The following is a 16,942-nucleotide window of genomic DNA, read 5'->3' as shown; positions in this document are numbered from 1 at the left end:
GCCGCCGATGGTCACGCCCTTGGCGTTGAGCTCGTCGATGGCCATGCGCGCGCCGTTTTCATTGTCCTTGCCGAGGTGGGCGATGGCGCCGGAGATCGGGCCGACGTGGCCGATCTTGACAACCAGTTCCTGTGCCGATGCCGCACCTGCAAAGGCAAATGCAATCGCGCCAGCCAACGGAATCATTTTTGTCTTGAACTGCATGGATTGTCTCCTAATGAAAAAACAAAGAAAGGTACTGCAAAAAGCTCGCCTAGGCTGGAATTCGCACAGACGAAACATAACTTGCGTCGCGGTCCGACATCGCCAGATCGAAGCTGTCATTCAGGCAGGAATCGCCGAGCTGGCGAGAGCGGGAGGGGAACATGCCGGCCGCGCTGATTTTCAGGCGGTCGAGAGAAAACTGACGCAGATGCCTGAACACGCTTTGGTTGATCGCGATCATCGCCTGCATCACCAGAAGATCGACGTCGCTGGGCACGCGCTCCGGCGCACTCTTGCTTGCCGATCTTGATCGGCTGTGCTGGTCCGCCAGCACGCAGCGGAATACGTCCTCCAGCGTGACCGTGCCGGGGTCGCATGTCAGCAGCCACTTGTCGGAAGCGGACGGGTCGTGTTTCAGGAGGTTGGCACGCGACAGGCTGTTGCACAGTTTTGCCAGTTCCCTGGCGGGGCGACCGGTGGCGTCTTCCAGCTGAGCGACGCTGACGGCACGCGGCGCGCTGGAAACGAGTTTGGCAAGAATTTCGGTTGTGGCAAAAAAACGGTCGTGCAATGCGCTATTGCCGAGGATGCAGTCTTCAACAGTCACCATCGATGTCTCCTTTTTGAGGTCTTGCTGCGCTTGGCGACAACCGGTTTCTGACCGATTGCGCCGCCTGCAGTCACTGCCTGGTAGCGATGTTCTTGTTTTTGTTATTTGTCCCTGCTTGAAGCACCGCCCCGTGGATTAAAGCGATGACAACGTGGAACGCAACTTTAGGGATAAAGCTTGATAAATGCCATTTCGCTAATTGGCGCGACTCGATGCTACTTGATGCTAAAATGGCAGCATCTAGCATCATCGCGTTGCTGTGCAGAAAAAAGAGGATCTGATGACCGCATTCACAGAAAATACCAAGGCGATCCACGCCGCCCAGCGTGAATTCTGCGCCAACCTGCGCATGCTCTGCAGCTATTACCGCTCGGTGGCCGATGTCTGTCGCAAGCTCAATCTCAATCGCGCCCAATTCAATCGCTACCTGAACGGCACCAGCAAGCCATCCAGTCACACGCTGGAGCGCATATGCGACTTCTTTGGCGTGGAACCGTCGGAAATTTATCTGCCGCGCGAACACTTCCACCAGATCGTGCAGGTGCGCCCGAAGCAACGCACCGAGCGCGCCGCCTACACCGATCACATCCTTCGCCTGCAGCATCAATCGACCGGCAAGTTCGACAAATACCTCGGTTATTACTACGAGTACTATCACTCGATGAGTGCACCCGGCAAGGTGCTGCGCGGGCTGGTGCATATCTTCATGCACGACGGCGCGATCTATCACGAGCGGCTGGAGCGCTTTCCGCAGCATGCCAACCTTGACCAGACATACAAGTGCAAATACATGGGTTGCACCTTTTACCTGAACGACCGCATCTTTCTGACGGACTACGAGTCGCTGACGGGCAACGAGATTGCGCAAACGATCCTGTTTCCGACCTACAAGAACAAGGTTGCCCGCCTGTCCGGCCTGATGCTCGGCGTGTCATCCAGCAACCAGCGCTCGATCGCTTGCGCGCGCGTGGTGTTTGAATTCCTCGGCAAGAACATCGATATCCGCAAGGCGATGCGCCTGTGCGGCCTGTTCGACCCAAAGCGCGGTGAGATCGACCCGACCATCCTGAAGGTGATCGACAATTCGCCGCACAAGGATCAGCACCACTTCTACACGATTCCGCTGTAATTCAACAGGCCGCGGTAGGCGACCGCGGGGACGGACAAACGGAAGCGCTTTTGCAGCCTGTTAGGTACACTTGCAAGCATGCTGACTCCCACCATCATCCATCGCGGAAGCGAATCGTACGACATCACGTTCGCCGCGATGCGCGCATTTACGGATGCGCGCACGCCCGACACTCCCGACGAATTCTGGATCGTCGAACATCCGCCGGTTTTCACCCTTGGCCTGGGCGCCGATCCCTCGCATGTGCTCGACGCGCACGGCATCCCGGTGGTCCAGACCGATCGCGGCGGCGAAGTGACCTATCACGGTCCGGGGCAGGTGGTGGTCTATTTGTTAATGGATTTGCGCCGCAAACCCGGTGCGCGCCTGTATGCGCGCGAATTCGTGAATAAAATTGAACAGTCGGTCATAAACACCTTGCGGGCGTATAATCTGGACGGTGAGCGCAAGCCCGGCGCGCCCGGCATTTACATGTCAGGCGGCGACTGGAAAGGTGCAAAAATCGCTGCGCTCGGCCTGAAAGTGCGCGGCAGCGGCTGCACCTATCACGGCGTGTCGCTGAATGTCTCGATGAACCTGGCCCCATTCTCCTGGATCAATCCCTGCGGTTATGAAGGACTGGCCACCGTGGACATGAAAACCGTCGGCGTGGAAGCGCCGTTGGGTGACGTGCAATCGGCACTGGCTCACAACCTGATCGATTTATTAACGGCGTGATTGCGCCTTTCGTCCCGTCGAAGCGACGGACGAGGAAACGACTTGTCCATGACCACCGAAAAAGACCCGCAGGCTTCTCCCGCCTACAATCCGAGCGAGAAGCAGAAAGGCGCCGGCAAGACCGCGCGCATCCCGATCAAGATCGTCCCCGCCGAAAAGCTGCCCAAGCCCGACTGGATCCGCGTGAAAGCCGGATCGCCTTCGACGCGCTTCAATGAAATCAAGGGCATCCTGCGCGAAAACAAGCTGGTCACGGTGTGCGAGGAAGCGAGCTGTCCGAACATCGGCGAATGCTTCGGCAAGGGCACCGCAACCTTCATGATCATGGGCGACAAATGCACGCGTCGCTGCCCGTTCTGCGACGTCGGCCACGGCCGTCCCGATCCGCTCGATCCGACCGAACCCGAGAAGCTGGCGAAAGCCATCGGCGCCATGCGCCTGAGCTATGTGGTGATCACTTCCGTCGACCGCGACGATCTGCGCGATGGCGGTGCTGGCCACTTCGCCGACTGCATCCGCCACGTACGCGCGATGTCGCCGAAGACGCGCATCGAGATCCTGACGCCGGATTTCCGCGGCCGCATGGAGCGCGCTCTCGAGATCCTCAAGGAAACGCCGCCCGACGTGATGAATCACAACCTGGAAACCGTGCCTCGTCTGTACAAGGAAGCGCGTCCCGGTGCCGATTATCATTTCTCCCTGAATCTGCTCAAGAGCTTCAAGGAGCTGCGCCCGGAAATCCCGACCAAGTCCGGATTGATGGTCGGCCTCGGCGAAACCGATGAAGAAATCCTGCAAGTCATGCGTGACCTGCGCGACCATGGCGTCACCATGCTCACCATCGGCCAGTATCTGATGCCCTCGGGCGATCATTTGCCGGTTCGTCGCTACGTGCATCCCGACACGTTCAAGATGTTCGAGGCTGAAGCCTACAAAATGGGCTTCGCGCACGCAGCGGTCGGCGCGATGGTACGCAGTTCCTACCATGCCGACCAGCAGGCACACGGCGCCGGCGTTATCTGATCCCTCCGCGACAAGGCCGGCCCTGCTTGCGAACTGAGGCAGAACAAGGCTTTGTCGGCGCAGCCCTGCGCCTTTGATAAAAGTAAAGGAGCGGATCACCGCTTCGCCGACAATGACGGCGTGGGCGACCGCTCACTTCGATTGCACCACCGTTTCGCAACCGGGCATACGCTGCGATGTGCAACACGCCTCCTTTCTCTGACCACCTCCCGAGCCGACAAGCCCCTTGGGCGCGTGCGATGCCTTGCGCAGAAAAGCCGCCGAAATCCCGTCGACGAAGCCCGGCGAACGGCGCAACAACAGGATTGCGTGCAGACATGTTGTCCCGCATACATCGTTACAAATCCGCATGAACTTATGCCTGACACGCTTGCCATACCAACACTTATGATTGCATGGTCGGAAGTTACAAAATTCGGAGATGTCACCATCACGACATTCGCCGCATTGGCGATCGCAGCCTGGCTCCTCGCCGAAAATGAAAGGCGCCTAGCACTGTGGTGGGGGATCTTGTTTGCTGCCGGGCTGGGCGTGGTGGTTGCCACAAAAATGGCCTTCATCGGCTGGGGCATCGGCATCCGCTCGCTGGACTTCGCCGGGTTCAGCGGCCATGCCATGCGCGCGTCGGCAGTAATGCCGGTCCTGTTCTATCTGATGCTGCAACGCACGCCGGCAATCGTGAGAACCGTCGGCATCCTGCTTGGACTGGCTTGCGGCGTAGTCGTGGGCATATCACGCATTGCGGTGCATGCGCACTCGGTGTCTGAAATCACGGCAGGCTGGTTGCTCGGCAGTGCCGTCAGTCTCGGCTTCATCTGGGTAGCGAGCAAGTCGCTGCAAAGACCGGTGTTCAATCCCTTGCGCATCGCCTTCAGCCTGCTTGCACTGCTGCCGGCACCGTATGTCCATCCTGCGCCGACTCAGCAATGGCTGACCAACATCACTTTGTATTTTTCCGGTCATGACCAGCCGTTCCCGCGAGAAGGATGGCGGATAAGCCGACCGCGAGGCCGACCGCCGGCGGCGCTGTGACTGACCGCATCAAGCGTGTCTCGGATTAAAAACAAAAAGCGCCATGACGGCGCTTTTTGTTTGATGCTTGCACAATATCAGGCAGCCAATGCTTCTTCAAGCAACTGGTGCAAAGCGGCGAAATCCGGCTCGCCGACATAGCGCTTGATGATGTTGCCTTTCTTGTCGATCACATAGGTGGTCGGCGTCAATTTCACATCGTTAAATGATTTCGCGATGTCGCCTTGCGTATCCAATGCGACCTTGAAGGGAAGCTGGCGGGTCTGCGCGTAATTGAGCACATAGTTGGGCGGGTCGTAACTCATCGCCACGGCGACGAAATCCAGTCCCCTGTCCTTGAATGCGTTGTAGGTGCGCACCATTTCGGGCATCTCTTTCACGCAGGTCGTGCAACTGGTGGCCCAGAAATTCACCATGACCACTTTTCCGCGCAGGCTGCGCAAGGAAATCTTTTCACCATTCACGCTGGAAAAGGTAACGTCCGGTGCCGAATTTTGCGTGGAGAGAGAGAAATAGCCGACTGCGGCAAGCGTTATCACAAGCGCTGCGGCCAGCCACTTTGTCCAGGAGCGAGGACGCGAGGAAACAGTAGTATCGGACTGCATGAGGTTTTGCCAATGTCAGGTGTGTGCCAATAGGCTCATTATAGTCGCGCCATGGACACGCTGCCGGCGCGCTTGTCAGGGGCGCAAATAGACGAAACCTTCCCTTGCCTGCAAGCGGGCCACTTCGGCGACGCCGGACGGCACCAGCTTCGCCTCCGGAACCAGTTGCGACTCCGGAATCCGGTGCGCGGTCAAGGTGTTATGGCAAACTCGGAAGTCGACGCCTTGAGCGGCAAGTTCGCTGATCGCACTATCAAAGGGCCGATTGTTGCGGTCCTGCGCCCCTTTCAGCAGAAACCGGATACCCTCGCCGTGAGCCACCACCACGATCTGCGTGTCGGGTTCCGCTCGCAAATGGTTGCGAATATTTGCCATGGCGCGTGTGGCCTGATCGATGCCTTCCATCAGGTGGTACACGACCTTGATGCGCTCGGCCGCGAATGCGCTGGTGCCGGCAACCAAGGCTATCAATCCGGCAAAAAGCAGTTTGAATAATATCCGTTTCATACCTGATCCCAATGGTAATTCGTATAAGTTGCCGCCACCGCCGGCGGCACGGGCGCCTCCAGCGCGGCGCAAATCGCCCGCAGTAAATCTGCCGTTGCAAGCGGCAGCGGATCGCTGTCGCCGGCGGCGGCAAGCAAGGCTTTGATCAGCGCCGGCTTGGCCAGCGGCGCAAGTTGATGCGCATGATCCAGCGCAAGCTTCACCTGCGCATAATCGAGCACTGCGACAGCTTGCAGGTCGTTTGCCGATAACGCCAGTTCCTCGCAACGCTTCGCGCCATTGGCAAAAAGCGCGGATGCCGGCACGCCGGCATTCGGCGCTGCCACATGCGCAATCAGCGACAACAAGACTTTGCAATCCTCTTTCAGCATCTCCAGGCGGGCGTAGCGCACGGGGGTTGCGCGTCCTGCGTGCGGGTCCAGGCGTCGCGTCAGGACGGTCTGCAGAACGAATTCCGCCAGCGTCAGCTTGTTGTCGGCCGCGATCAATTTGTCCGCAGTGGCGAGCAATGTGTCCTTTGCCGGATCCTGCAATTGCTTCAGCGCGGGCATCGACAAGTCGAGCAATGGCAAGCGCGCACTTTTCGGCAGATGGCCAATCGCCTCAGCCAGAAAAGGCACAAGCGATGCCTGCTGCGGCGCTTCTTTTTCGAGTATGGCAAGCTGTGCGTCGCGTTCGGCCTCACCCAGCAACAATGCATACACCATCGCGCATGCCGTATGCGGTTCGCGCACCGCGCTATCGAGTTCCGGCGGCAGCGTTCCTGCTTCGCGCTCTTCGTTGCCGAAGGCGATCCAGCGTGCCGGCCGCTCTGCATCGGAGAAGCCGGCGGCCGCATAGGGAATATCTGCCAGGGCTGCATTCGGCGACGCCGCGTCGCCGGGCAACTCCGGCGCGTCGAGCACATCCACGCTGCGGCCATAGATGCGGCGCAGCCGCTCCTGAATCGGAGGATGAGTCGAAAACAGGCCGCTCGTCAAACTCGTTTTCGGCGCGCCGAGAAAAAGATGCGACAGTTGCTCGGCATTCGGATGTTGGATGCGCGAGCCGAGTTGCATGCTGCGCGACAGGCCGCCAATCTTGCGCAATGCGCCGCCGATGCCATCCGGATTGCGCGTGAACTGGACTGCGCTTGCGTCCGCGAGGAATTCCCGTTGGCGCGACACCGCCGCCTTGATCAGGCGGCCAAAGAATATGCCGATGTAACCGATGGCAAGCAGCGCCAGTCCGGTGACGAACAGAATTGCGCGGCCCGATGGCCCCTTGTCGTCGCGATTGCGCACGCCCCACATGCTGGAGCCGAAATCCATCAGATGCTGGCCGAATCCGGCGATCATCTGGATACCGAACAACAATCCTATCAGCCGGATGTTCAGTCGCATGTCGCCGTTGAGGATATGGCTGAATTCATGGCCGATCACGCCTTGCAGTTCGTCGCGCGTCAGCCGCGTGAGGGCGCCGCGCGTAACCGTGACGACCGCCGCGTCCTGGTTATAGCCCGCGGCAAACGCATTGATCGCGTCCTCGCGATCCATCACGTAGACTTTGGGACAAGCGATGCCGGATGCCAGCGCCATTTCCTCAACGACGTTGAGCAGCCTGCGTTCCTGCGCATCGGTCGACGACGGCGCAACCAGGCGGCCGCCCGCCATTTTTGCGACCGCATCGCCGCCGTCGCGCAAGTTGAACATCTCGATCAGCGTTCCGCCTGCGATCAACGCCAGCGTGATCGCGGTGTTGGTGGCAAAGAAGCCTTTGGGATAGGCGCGCATTCCGGGCACATATCCTGTCTGCGTCCAGCTCCACACCAGTGCCATCGCGATATTGACGGCAGCGACGATCGCGATGACCGCCAGCGTGAACAGGATGATGAGCGTCCTGGTCTGGCGACGGGCGTGATCTTGCTGTTCGAAGAAGTTCATGGGCGCCGCCACAAGTCCCCCTTGCAGAAGAAGGAAGGCAAAGTGCCTGCGCAACGCATCATGATTGCCTGCCCCCTCCATCCCGGCCTTCCCCTTGCGTCGCAGAAGGCAGAAACGGATGCGCTGTACGCATGGCTCAGAAGGAAACCTTCACGGCCTTGCGCTCTTCGGGCGACTCGGTGGATTCGAGCAACTCCGCCGCCGGGAAGGCGAACATTCCGGCGATGATCGAGCCCGGAAACTGTTCGCGCGAGGTGTTGTATTGCATGACACTGTCGTTGAATGCCTGGCGCGCGAACGCGATGCGGTTTTCGGTGCTGGTCAGCTCTTCCGTCAACTGCATCATGTTCTGGTTGGCCTTCAACTCCGGGTAGGCTTCGGACAGCGCGAACATTTTCCCGAGCGAGGCAGACAGGGCATTCTCGGCGGTCGCCATGTTGTGCATTGCGCCGGCATCGGTTGGATTGGTCGCCGCCTTGGCGTTGGCTGTCACGGCCAAATTGCGCGCGGCAATCACCGCTTCCAGTGTTTCGCGCTCGTGCTTCATGTAGCCCTTGGCGGTTTCCACCAGATTGGGGATGAGATCGTAGCGCCGCTTCAACTGGACATCGATCTGGGCGAAGGCATTCTTGAACTGGTTGCGCAAATTCACCAGCCGGTTGTATGCCCCGACTGCCCAGAACAAGAGCAGCAATGCAAGCCCGAGCAGGATGATGATTCCGACCATGGATTCCCCCAAAGAAAAAAGCCGCAAATCAAAACGATGTGCGGCTTACTATAGCATTTCAGGATCAGGCGACGACCTATCCCGCCGTCATTTTCTGTTTTGCTCTTCCGACGACTGCGACATTTGCCTGAGATCGTCTTCCGAAATGTAGTCGAACACCTTCACGACCTTGTGCACGCCACTGACACCCCGCGCAACGTCGGCCGCAATGCGTCCTTCGCGCTGCGTCACGCGCCCCATCAGGTAGACGGTGCCGCGCTCGGTGACGACCTTGATGGAATTCGCATAAATATCCTTGGCGTCGACGAAGGATGCCTTGACCTTGCCGGTGATCAGCGAGTCATTGGAGCGCGAGGTAAAGCTCGACACGCCGCCCACTTCCAGCTCGTTGACGATCGATTGCACGCCTTCGATGGAACCCACCTCGCGCTCGACGGCGGCCTTCATGGCCTCGTCGCGCACTTCGCCGGTCAGCAAGACCTTGCGGTTGAAGCTGGCGACGTTGACATGCCCGGCGTCGCCGACCACGTTTGCCGCACGCGCCTCGCCCTTGACCAGGATCGTCTTGTCTTCCGTCTGCGCGCCGAAAGTGCGGCGATCAGTGGCGGCCAGCGTGCCGACCACGGCGGTACCCACCGCCATTTCGATACAACCCTGCAAGCTGGTAATTACGGCACCACACAACAGCATGGTAGCCAGCGGACGTGTTACGCGCGTCCATTTAGTCATTCGCTTCCTCCCCGAACAAGGCGACGTCGATACCGTCGCACAAACAATGAATTGTCAATAAATGCACTTCCTGGATCCTTGCGGTCCGGTCATGCGGTACGCAGATGTGCACGTCGGCATCGGTGATGCGTTTGCCGATCGCCCCGCCACCCTTCCCGGTCAAGGCGACGATGCGCATGTCCCGTTCCAGTGCGGCATCGACGGCGGCGAGCACATTGGCCGAATTGCCCGAAGTCGACAGCGCCAGCAGCACGTCGCCGGATTGGCCGAAGGCTTGCACCTGCTTGCTGAACACGTCCTGGAAGCTGTAGTCGTTGCCGACTGCAGTCAGTATCGAGGTATCGGTCGTCAGCGCCATCGCCGGCAATGGCAGCCGCTCACGTTCGAAGCGCCCGACCAGTTCGGCGGCGAAATGCTGACAATCGGCAGCTGAACCGCCATTCCCGCAGGCAAGGATCTTGTTTCCATTAGACAATGCCGTAAACATAAGTTCCACGGCTTGTGAAATTGGATGGGCAAGAAGGGAGGCGGCTTTGAGTTTCAGTTCGGCACTTTCTTGAAAGTGCGCCTGGATGCGTTGGTTCGTCATAATGTCGCGATTATAGTGCAGTCGGGGAAGAAAGGGCCTGGCATGCCGGCGGTTTCGAGACCGGATGGAAATAATTTGCCGGAATAAAAAAGAAAGTGATTTAACTGGAACGGATCAGCGCGCGGCTCATGCATCAATCGCATTCTTCAACCAATCGATTTGCTCTCCGTCGATTGCGATGACATCGAAACGGCAGGCGGGGGGCATTTTGTATCCCTGAAGAAAAACTTGTGCGGCGATGATCAGTCTTGCCTGTTTGCGCGAGGTAACACTCGCGGCCGCACCGCCGAAGCGCGCATCGGTGCGTTTTCGGACTTCGACGAAAACCAGCGCATCGCGGTCATGCATGATGAGATCGATTTCGCCGCCCTTGCACCGGAAATTTCGCTCCTGCAGAGTCAATCCGCGTTGCTGCAGGAACTGCAGCGCGCGCTCCTCGGCCGCATCGCCGCTGATCTGTTTGACAGTACGCCTGGCCTTGAGTGCATCGAACACGCCCATCAGCGCACATCCTCGGTCGGCGTGACGCCGCCGTCCCGGTAGACAGCCTGCTGCGCGCTGCGCGCGAAGTGCGCGCCTTCCTTGTCGATGCGGACGGACAGCTTGCCGGTGACGCCATCCAGGTCGAAACGGGTATGCTGCGCGGCAATCTCGCGTGCGACACGATAGGCATCTATGCCAAGCGCATACAGGCGTTCTAGGTCGGCATCCGGCTTGCGGTCCGCTTCGACAACGAGCCGAGGATAAATCATCACCGCCGGATGATCCGGCTGAAGTTGCCACGGAATATCAAGCAGGCGCGTGCCATCCAGCTCGCTCATGCGATCGGCGCTGACCGTCGCCGACGGAACGAATGGATTGAGCTGCGAGGTGCCGTACTGCACGACCTGCTTGCCCATCAGGGATCGCACCTGCCGTGCCTGCACGGCATCCAGGGCAAGGAACAACACCATGGGCGTGTCGTTTTGCATCTGCTTCTTCAGTTGCAACAGCATCCGGCCATTCAGGAAACCGTCATTGGACGGCAATTCGATCATCTCGGCTTCCAGTCCTTGTTGCTGCCATTGCAGCGCGAATGCCTTGCCAGCACGCCGTTGCCAGGCGGTCTTGGTGAAGATTACCAGCGCCTTGGCATGCGGATGTTCCCCGCTCGCCCAATTCGCCACTTGCCGGGCTTCATCCTCGATCGACAACCCCATCACGAGCAACTGCGGCGGCAATCCGGCAGGCGGCGAGGCGCTGTCCGAGGTGCCGGCATTGTCGGGAGGAGTAAGCGCAATGGTCGGCTTGTCGATGACGCCAGCCTGCACGATCGCCGCCACCCCGGAGCGCGAGAGCGGCCCGACGACGATGTCGGATTGGGCGCTCGCGGTTCGGTACCCGGCAAGAATGTCCTGCGGTGCATCGCCGGTCTCGATGATATTGATGGCAATCGTGTCGTATTCACGCTCGTAGCCAGCCTGGAACCCGGCCCTCACCGCCTCGGCCGCAGCGCGAAGCGCCTCGGATCGGGTGGGCAGCAGCAAAGCGATGCTTGGCTGCCTCTTTGGAATCGCGGCGTCGTCGGCCAGGCGAATGGCGTCAGAGGGAATAAACGCAGCCGGTGTCACCGAGACAGCGTCGCTCGCCTCGGCGTTCGTGTCCGGCGTGGTTGTAATTGCCCGCGCAGGCAGGCACAATCCGATGAGCAAACTAACAAGCAATGCCGCTTTCGCGAGCCGACCGAACATCACATCCCCCCATGACATCGCCCATTTCATACGCTCCATCCCTGCTGTCGCTGATGCAGGAGGTGTCGCAACAAGTCTTTCCTTTATCCACATTATATGTGGTGGCAACACCGATCGGAAACGCGGGCGATATCACGTTGCGTGCCATCAATGTGCTGGCCATGGCCGATGCCGTCGCTTGCGAGGACACCCGCAACACGACCCATCTGCTGGCGCGTTACGGCCTGTCGAAGGAGTTGATACCGGCGCATGAACACAATGAGCGCGAAGTGGCGGAGAAGTTGATCGCGAGATTGCAGTCCGGGCAGCGCATCGCGCTGGTTTCGGACGCCGGCACCCCGGCCATCTCGGATCCGGGTGCGCGCATCGTCGATGCGGTGCGCCATGCCGGCCTGCGCGTCATGCCGCTGCCGGGCGCATCGGCTGCCGTCACCGCGCTGTCCGCCAGCGGCCTGGTAAACGACCGGTTCTATTTCGTCGGATTTCTGCCGGCCAAAGCAAAACAGCGTGAAAGCCTGCTCGCAACCCTGACCAAGACCACTGCCACGCTGGTCCTGTACGAAGCCCCGCACAGGATTACCGAAACCGTCGACGCTCTGGCGAGCGCATTCGAGCCGACGCGGCAAATCGTGTTCGCACGCGAACTCACCAAGCTGTTCGAGGAAGTCCATCGCTGCCCGCTGTCCGAAGCGCGCGCCTGGCTGGCGGCGGACGCGAACCGGCAAAAAGGCGAGTACGTGGTTCTGCTGGAGGGCGCGGCCGTGGCGAGCGATCACGACGAAGCGGAAGCGGACCGCGTACTCTCGATCCTGCTGGCCGAATGTCCGGTCAGGCAGGCGTCAGCGCTGGCGGCGCAAATCACCGGGCAGAAAAAGAATGCGCTATACGAGCGGGCGTTGCGTCTGAAGACGCCGACCTGACACGACTCAGCGCTGCACGATCAAGGGTTTGGCTCCGCCGCCCTGCTGCAAGCGGGCAGCGACTTCCGCGGCCTCATCCCTGCTGGCGAAAGGCCCGCTGTACAAGCGATAGAACAGGCCGTATTGCACCAGCTCCACCGGCGGCAGCGTCAACGATGCGTCTTGCATCAGTCTGGCGCGCGCCGCTTCCGCGTTTTCGGCTTGCGTGAATGCGCCGAGCTGCAAGTAAAAGCCGGCCGCAGACGAAGGGGACGCGTCCGGGGTAAAGGACACCAGCACGGGTTTGGCGGAAATCGTGGCGAGCGGCTCCTCCGAAGTAGTGAGCGAGGCCGACTGCAGCATGACGGCTTCCGGTTTCGGCTCCGGCCGCACAGCCGCTGCTACCGGCAACACCTCCGGCACCGGAACCGCCTGCGCCGTCTCCTGCTTTCTGGCGTTCGCCATGCGATCGATTTCGTCCGGCAGCAGGCGCTCCACCTCGAGTTCACCGCTACCCTTGCCGAGATAGCCGAGTTTCAAGGCGGCGGTATAGGACAAGTCGATAATTCGGCTGGAATGAAACGGTCCGCGATCGTTCACGCGGACGATCACTTGCTTGCCATTGGCGAGGTTGGTCACGCGCGCGTAGGACGGGATGGGCAGTGTGGGATGGGCAGCGGCCATCTTGTACATGTCGTACGGCTCGCCGGTGGAGGTCTTCTGCCCGTGGAATTTCTTTCCGTACCAGCTTCCGATGCCGCGCTGCTTGAACGGACGGTCGTCGGTGAATGGCGTGTATGTCTGCCCGAATACGACATAAGGCTTGTTGCCGCGACTCGAATACGGTTCGATTTTCGGCACGGCGTCAGGCGTGTCGAGCAAGCCTTCGGGAGGCGCGTCACCGGGGCCGTCGTCCTGGTAATAACCGCCGCGCCCGGATCCTGCGGGCGGGAGCTTGGGAAGTCTGGAAGAGGACCTGGACGCCACACCGTTTCGCGCGGATGAATCGGAGGATGTCGGCACGCTGCCGCAGCCAGCCAATATCAGCGCGGGCGCCACGATCGATAAAAACAGCGCCGTACATCGGTAGCGACTGCAGTATTTGCGCAATGACATTGCGTTCTCCTTCGTTCTTGACCGGCGAGACACATGCTCGCCGCACTGCGCATGCGGCTCCCCTGCCCACCCTCATCGGCGGTCGGAAGATCATCAGAATTCAATTTTTCGGGGTGGAACGCGGTAACCGGCGTTCCAATGGGAAATAGTTTGCACCGGCAAGCGTATTGCCGCAAGGACAGGCTTGTCGTTTTTGTATTGATATCGACTGCCAACCCCGGAAAAAGTTTCCGGGGCAACTATCCGGCCGTCAACTTTGGACCAGTTTGCGGTGGCGCTGGATGCTCATCAGGATGCCGATGGCGACCCCGAGCGTCACAAACGCCGTGCCGCCATAGCTCATGAAGGGCAAGGGCACGCCAACCACGGGAAGAATACCGCTCACCATCCCCATGTTGACGAAGGCATAGGTGAAGAAAATCATCGTGATGGCGCCCGCCAGCAAGCGGGTGAACACGGTCGGTGCGTTGGCAGCGATCATCAAGCCGCGGCCGATCAGAAGCAAATAAAGAACCACCAGGGTGACGTTGCCGATCAGGCCGAACTCTTCCGAATACACCGCGAAGATGAAGTCGGTGGTGCGTTCGGGAATGAATTCGAGGTGCGCCTGCGTGCCTTTCAGCCAGCCCTTTCCGGTGACGCCGCCGGAACCGATCGCGATAGTCGACTGAATGATGTGAAAGCCCTTGCCGAGCGGATCGGTAGTCGGGTCGATCAGCGTCATGACGCGTTCACGCTGGTAATCGTGCAGTAGCGACCATACCACCGGCAGGCTGGCTCCAGCCGCGATGACAAGGCCGACCAGCACCTTCCATGACAGGCCGGCAAGAAAAATGACGTAGAAGCCGGCCGCCATGACCAGGATGGCCGTGCCCAGGTCCGGCTGCTTCGCAATCAGCCCGACCGGGATCACGAGCAGCAATCCGGCCACCAGGAATTCATGCCAGCGCAACATCCCTTCGCGCTTTTGGAAGAACCAGGCGAGCATCAGCGGCACCGCGATCTTCAGGATCTCGGAGGGCTGGATGACGACGCCGATATTGACCCAGCGGCGCGCGCCCTTCTTCACAATGCCGAAGACAGCCACTGCCACCAGCAATGCGATTCCGACGGAATAGACCGGCACGGCAAGGCGCATCAGGGTCTGCGGCGGCAGGATGGCCGCAATCCACATGATGACGAACGAGATCAGGATATTGCGCATGTGATCTTCGATCCGCCCGGCGAAGTCATAGCCGGCCGAGTACATCGTGACCGTGCTCACGCACAGGATTAGAAAGACGATGATCGCCAGCGGCCCGTCGAACACCGTCAGGTAGCTCTTGATCATCGGCCACAGCGGCCGCCGTTCGGTCAAATCGATGCTTGCCATCAGTCCTGGTTTCCTTTGGTTTCCGCGCCGGCTTTCGGGCCGCCGACGGATTCCGCCTCTGCCTTCAGCTCGGCCACCGGACGAGCATTCACCTCGTCGGTTTTTTCAACCGGAACAGCCGGCTTGTTCTTGTCTTCGGGCCGCTTGCCCAAGAGGTAATAATCCAGAGCCTTGCGCACGATCGGCGCCGCGGTCGCCGCGCCGAAACCGCCGTTTTCGACGATGACCGCAATTGCGATCTTCGGGTTGTCCGCCGGCGCAAACGCGGTGTACAGCGAGTGGTCGCGGTGACGTTCGTCGAGCTTGCTGGCGTCGTACTTTTCATTCTTCTTGATGCCCACCACCTGCGCGGTACCGGTCTTGCCGCCGGAGACATAGCCGGCGCCGGCAAACGCCCGTGCCGACGTGCCTTCGCGGGTCACGCCGACCATGGCATTCTTGATGAAGTCGACGTTTTGCTGCTTGAGGTCGATGCGGTAGCTTTCCTTGTGCACCGTCAGGGTGCGCTCCTTGGTGGCGCCATTCTCGATGATCTTGACCAGGTGCGGCTTCATCACCACGCCATTGTTGGCAAGAGTGGCCACCGCGTGCGCCATCTGCAAGGGCGTAAACGAGTTGTAACCCTGCCCGATGCCCAGCGAAATCGTTTCGCCGGCATACCATTTCCTTTGCTCAGGCCGCTTGTAGACATTGCGCTTCCAGGTGGTCGAAGGCAGCACGCCCTGGCGCTCATGCTCCAGATCGATGCCGGTCAATTGCCCGAAGCCGAACTGCTTCATGAAATCATGGATGCCGTCGACACCGATATCGTTGGCCAGCATGTAGTAATACGTGTCGCAGGACTGCACGATCGACCGGTACATGTCGACGCTGCCGTGCCCGCCCTCCTTGTCGTCGCGGAACTTATGATTGCCGAACCAGAAGAATCCGGGATCGTGAATGGCCTGGTTCGGCGTGCGCTTGCCAAGCTCCAGCGCCGCCAGCGCCATGAACGGCTTGTAGGTGGAACCGGGCGGATAGCTGCCGATCAGCGGACGGTTCAGCAGCGGTCGGTCGATCGAGGTATTCAGCTCTTCCCAGCTCTTCGGATCGATGCCTTCCACGAACAGGTTCGGATCGAAAGTGGGCTTGGAGACGTAAGCCAGCACATCGCCCGTCGCCGGCTCGATCGCCACCAGGGCGCCGCGCCGGTCGCCGAAAGCTTCTTCGATGACTTTTTGCAGTTCGATATCGATCGACAGGATCAGGTTGTGACCGGGCGTGGCCGGCGTGCGCGACAAGGTCCGCACCGCACGCCCGCCTGCCGATACCTCGACCTCTTCATAACCGGTGGTGCCGTGCAGTACCTCCTCATACTTCTTTTCCAGGCCTTCCTTGCCGATGTAGTCGGTGCCGGCGTAGTTGGCTGCGTCTTCCATGTCGTCGATCCGTTCCGCATCGCGCTGACTGATGCGGCCGATATAGCCGATGACGTGCGAAGCGGTCTCTCCCAGCGGATACTGACGGAACAGTCGCGCCTGGATCTCCACGCCAGGAAAACGATAGCGCTGCGCAGTAAAGCGGGCCACCTCCTCATCCGTCAGACGGGTGCGAATGGGCACGCTTTCAAAGTTCTTCGCTTCGTCCAGCAGTCGCCGGAAGCGGCGGCGATCCTTGGGCTGGATATCGACCAGCGCTGACAGGTGTTCAATCACCGCGTCCAGCGGCTCCTGGATCTTGGAGGGCGTGATTTCGAGCGTGTAAGCGGAAAAATTGCGCGCCAGGACCACGCCGTTGCGGTCAAGGATCAGGCCGCGATTGGGCACGACCGGCACGACGGAAATGCGATTGTCTTCGGCCTGGCTGGCATAGTCCTTGTATTTGACCGTCTGCAACCACAGGAAGCGCGTGATCAGCAATCCGAAACAGATGAGCACGAACACGCCCGCCGCCGACAGGCGCAGGCGGAACAGATGTATTTCACGTTCGGTATTCTTAAACTCGGTCATACTCAGCCATTACGCTCCACTCGCGTGCAAGCGAGAAAGAGGA

18 protein-coding genes are annotated in these 16,942 nt (G+C 60.0%); 5 read left to right on the top strand and 13 right to left on the bottom strand.

The window, feature by feature from the left end:
- Both VJ651_RS21080 and VJ651_RS21075 read right to left on the bottom strand, forming a co-directional pair.
- The coding region (locus tag VJ651_RS21080) for an ABC transporter substrate-binding protein (protein ID WP_324106932.1) at window positions 1-204 on the bottom strand (204 nt) is incomplete at its 3' end.
- Between the two features lie 49 nt (window positions 205-253).
- Complete coding sequence (locus VJ651_RS21075) at window positions 254-814, bottom strand: Rrf2 family transcriptional regulator (RefSeq protein ID WP_324109306.1); 561 nt, start codon at window positions 812-814, stop codon at window positions 254-256.
- 280 nt (window positions 815-1,094) lie between these two features.
- Here VJ651_RS21075 and VJ651_RS21070 point away from each other — a divergent pair, with 280 nt between their 5' ends.
- The 4 genes from VJ651_RS21070 to VJ651_RS21055 all read left to right on the top strand — a co-directional run bounded on the left by VJ651_RS21070 (window position 1,095) and on the right by VJ651_RS21055 (window position 4,715).
- Window positions 1,095-1,943, top strand: coding sequence for a helix-turn-helix transcriptional regulator (locus tag VJ651_RS21070; protein WP_324109305.1), 849 nt, complete (start codon window positions 1,095-1,097; stop codon window positions 1,941-1,943).
- 78 nt (window positions 1,944-2,021) lie between these two features.
- Window positions 2,022-2,660, top strand: coding sequence for a lipoyl(octanoyl) transferase LipB (gene lipB / locus VJ651_RS21065; RefSeq protein WP_324109304.1), 639 nt, complete (start codon window positions 2,022-2,024; stop codon window positions 2,658-2,660).
- 48 nt (window positions 2,661-2,708) lie between these two features.
- Window positions 2,709-3,683, top strand: coding sequence for a lipoyl synthase (gene lipA / locus VJ651_RS21060; protein WP_324109303.1), 975 nt, complete (start codon window positions 2,709-2,711; stop codon window positions 3,681-3,683).
- Between the two features lie 51 nt (window positions 3,684-3,734).
- Window positions 3,735-4,715 (top strand): phosphatase PAP2 family protein, encoded by a 981-nt coding sequence (locus VJ651_RS21055; RefSeq protein WP_324109302.1) that lies wholly within the window; start codon window positions 3,735-3,737, stop codon window positions 4,713-4,715.
- Window positions 4,716-4,792: 77 nt separating this feature from the next.
- Here the strand turns inward: VJ651_RS21055 and VJ651_RS21050 are convergent, their stop codons facing one another.
- The 8 genes from VJ651_RS21050 to VJ651_RS21015 all read right to left on the bottom strand — a co-directional run bounded on the left by VJ651_RS21050 (window position 4,793) and on the right by VJ651_RS21015 (window position 11,542).
- On the bottom strand, window positions 4,793-5,320 hold the full coding sequence (locus tag VJ651_RS21050) for a TlpA disulfide reductase family protein (RefSeq protein WP_324109301.1): 528 nt from the start codon (window positions 5,318-5,320) through the stop codon (window positions 4,793-4,795).
- Window positions 5,321-5,395: 75 nt separating this feature from the next.
- Window positions 5,396-5,827 (bottom strand): DsrE family protein, encoded by a 432-nt coding sequence (locus VJ651_RS21045; RefSeq protein ID WP_324109300.1) that lies wholly within the window; start codon window positions 5,825-5,827, stop codon window positions 5,396-5,398.
- Window positions 5,824-7,749 carry a M48 family metallopeptidase gene (locus tag VJ651_RS21040; RefSeq protein ID WP_324109299.1) on the bottom strand — a complete coding sequence of 642 codons (1,926 nt, stop codon included), beginning with the start codon at window positions 7,747-7,749 and terminating at the stop codon, window positions 5,824-5,826. The genes VJ651_RS21045 and VJ651_RS21040 overlap by 4 nt, the downstream gene beginning before the upstream one ends.
- A 136-nt stretch (window positions 7,750-7,885) precedes the next feature.
- The gene (locus VJ651_RS21035) at window positions 7,886-8,476 is read right to left on the bottom strand and encodes a LemA family protein (protein ID WP_136413613.1); all 591 of its coding nucleotides are present in this window, start codon (window positions 8,474-8,476) and stop codon (window positions 7,886-7,888) included.
- Between the two features lie 87 nt (window positions 8,477-8,563).
- Entirely contained in the window at window positions 8,564-9,205 is a 642-nt protein-coding gene (locus tag VJ651_RS21030; RefSeq protein WP_324109298.1) for a BON domain-containing protein, read from the bottom strand.
- On the bottom strand, window positions 9,198-9,794 hold the full coding sequence (locus VJ651_RS21025) for a phosphoheptose isomerase (RefSeq protein ID WP_136413617.1): 597 nt from the start codon (window positions 9,792-9,794) through the stop codon (window positions 9,198-9,200). Before VJ651_RS21025 ends, VJ651_RS21030 begins: the two co-directional genes overlap by 8 nt.
- 126 nt (window positions 9,795-9,920) lie before the next feature.
- Window positions 9,921-10,295, bottom strand: a complete 375-nt coding sequence (locus tag VJ651_RS21020; protein ID WP_324109297.1) for a YraN family protein — start codon at window positions 10,293-10,295, stop codon at window positions 9,921-9,923.
- Window positions 10,295-11,542: a penicillin-binding protein activator gene (locus tag VJ651_RS21015; RefSeq protein ID WP_324109296.1), complete on the bottom strand. Its 1,248-nt coding sequence runs from the start codon at window positions 11,540-11,542 to the stop codon at window positions 10,295-10,297. The genes VJ651_RS21020 and VJ651_RS21015 overlap by 1 nt, the downstream gene beginning before the upstream one ends.
- Between VJ651_RS21015 and rsmI the strand changes: the two genes are divergently transcribed.
- Window positions 11,536-12,444: a 16S rRNA (cytidine(1402)-2'-O)-methyltransferase gene (gene rsmI, locus VJ651_RS21010; protein ID WP_324109295.1), complete on the top strand. Its 909-nt coding sequence runs from the start codon at window positions 11,536-11,538 to the stop codon at window positions 12,442-12,444. The two genes, VJ651_RS21015 and rsmI, sit on opposite strands and share 7 nt — an antisense overlap.
- Window positions 12,445-12,450: 6 nt before the next feature.
- Here rsmI and VJ651_RS21005 read toward each other — a convergent pair whose 3' ends face one another.
- The 3 genes from VJ651_RS21005 to mrdA form a co-directional block, all read right to left on the bottom strand.
- Complete coding sequence (locus tag VJ651_RS21005; protein ID WP_324109294.1) at window positions 12,451-13,539, bottom strand: septal ring lytic transglycosylase RlpA family protein; 1,089 nt, start codon at window positions 13,537-13,539, stop codon at window positions 12,451-12,453.
- Window positions 13,540-13,789: 250 nt separating this feature from the next.
- Window positions 13,790-14,911 carry a rod shape-determining protein RodA gene (gene rodA / locus VJ651_RS21000; RefSeq protein WP_324109293.1) on the bottom strand — a complete coding sequence of 374 codons (1,122 nt, stop codon included), beginning with the start codon at window positions 14,909-14,911 and terminating at the stop codon, window positions 13,790-13,792.
- Window positions 14,911-16,899, bottom strand: a complete 1,989-nt coding sequence (gene mrdA / locus VJ651_RS20995; RefSeq protein WP_324109292.1) for a penicillin-binding protein 2 — start codon at window positions 16,897-16,899, stop codon at window positions 14,911-14,913. Before mrdA ends, rodA begins: the two co-directional genes overlap by 1 nt.
- Between the last annotated feature and the right edge of the window lie 43 nt (window positions 16,900-16,942).

Source organism: Noviherbaspirillum sp. (genome assembly GCF_035254865.1).
GTDB lineage: Bacteria > Pseudomonadota > Gammaproteobacteria > Burkholderiales > Burkholderiaceae_D > Noviherbaspirillum.
Note: the sequence above shows the minus strand (reverse complement) of the source record. Positions and strands in the feature narration are given on the sequence as shown.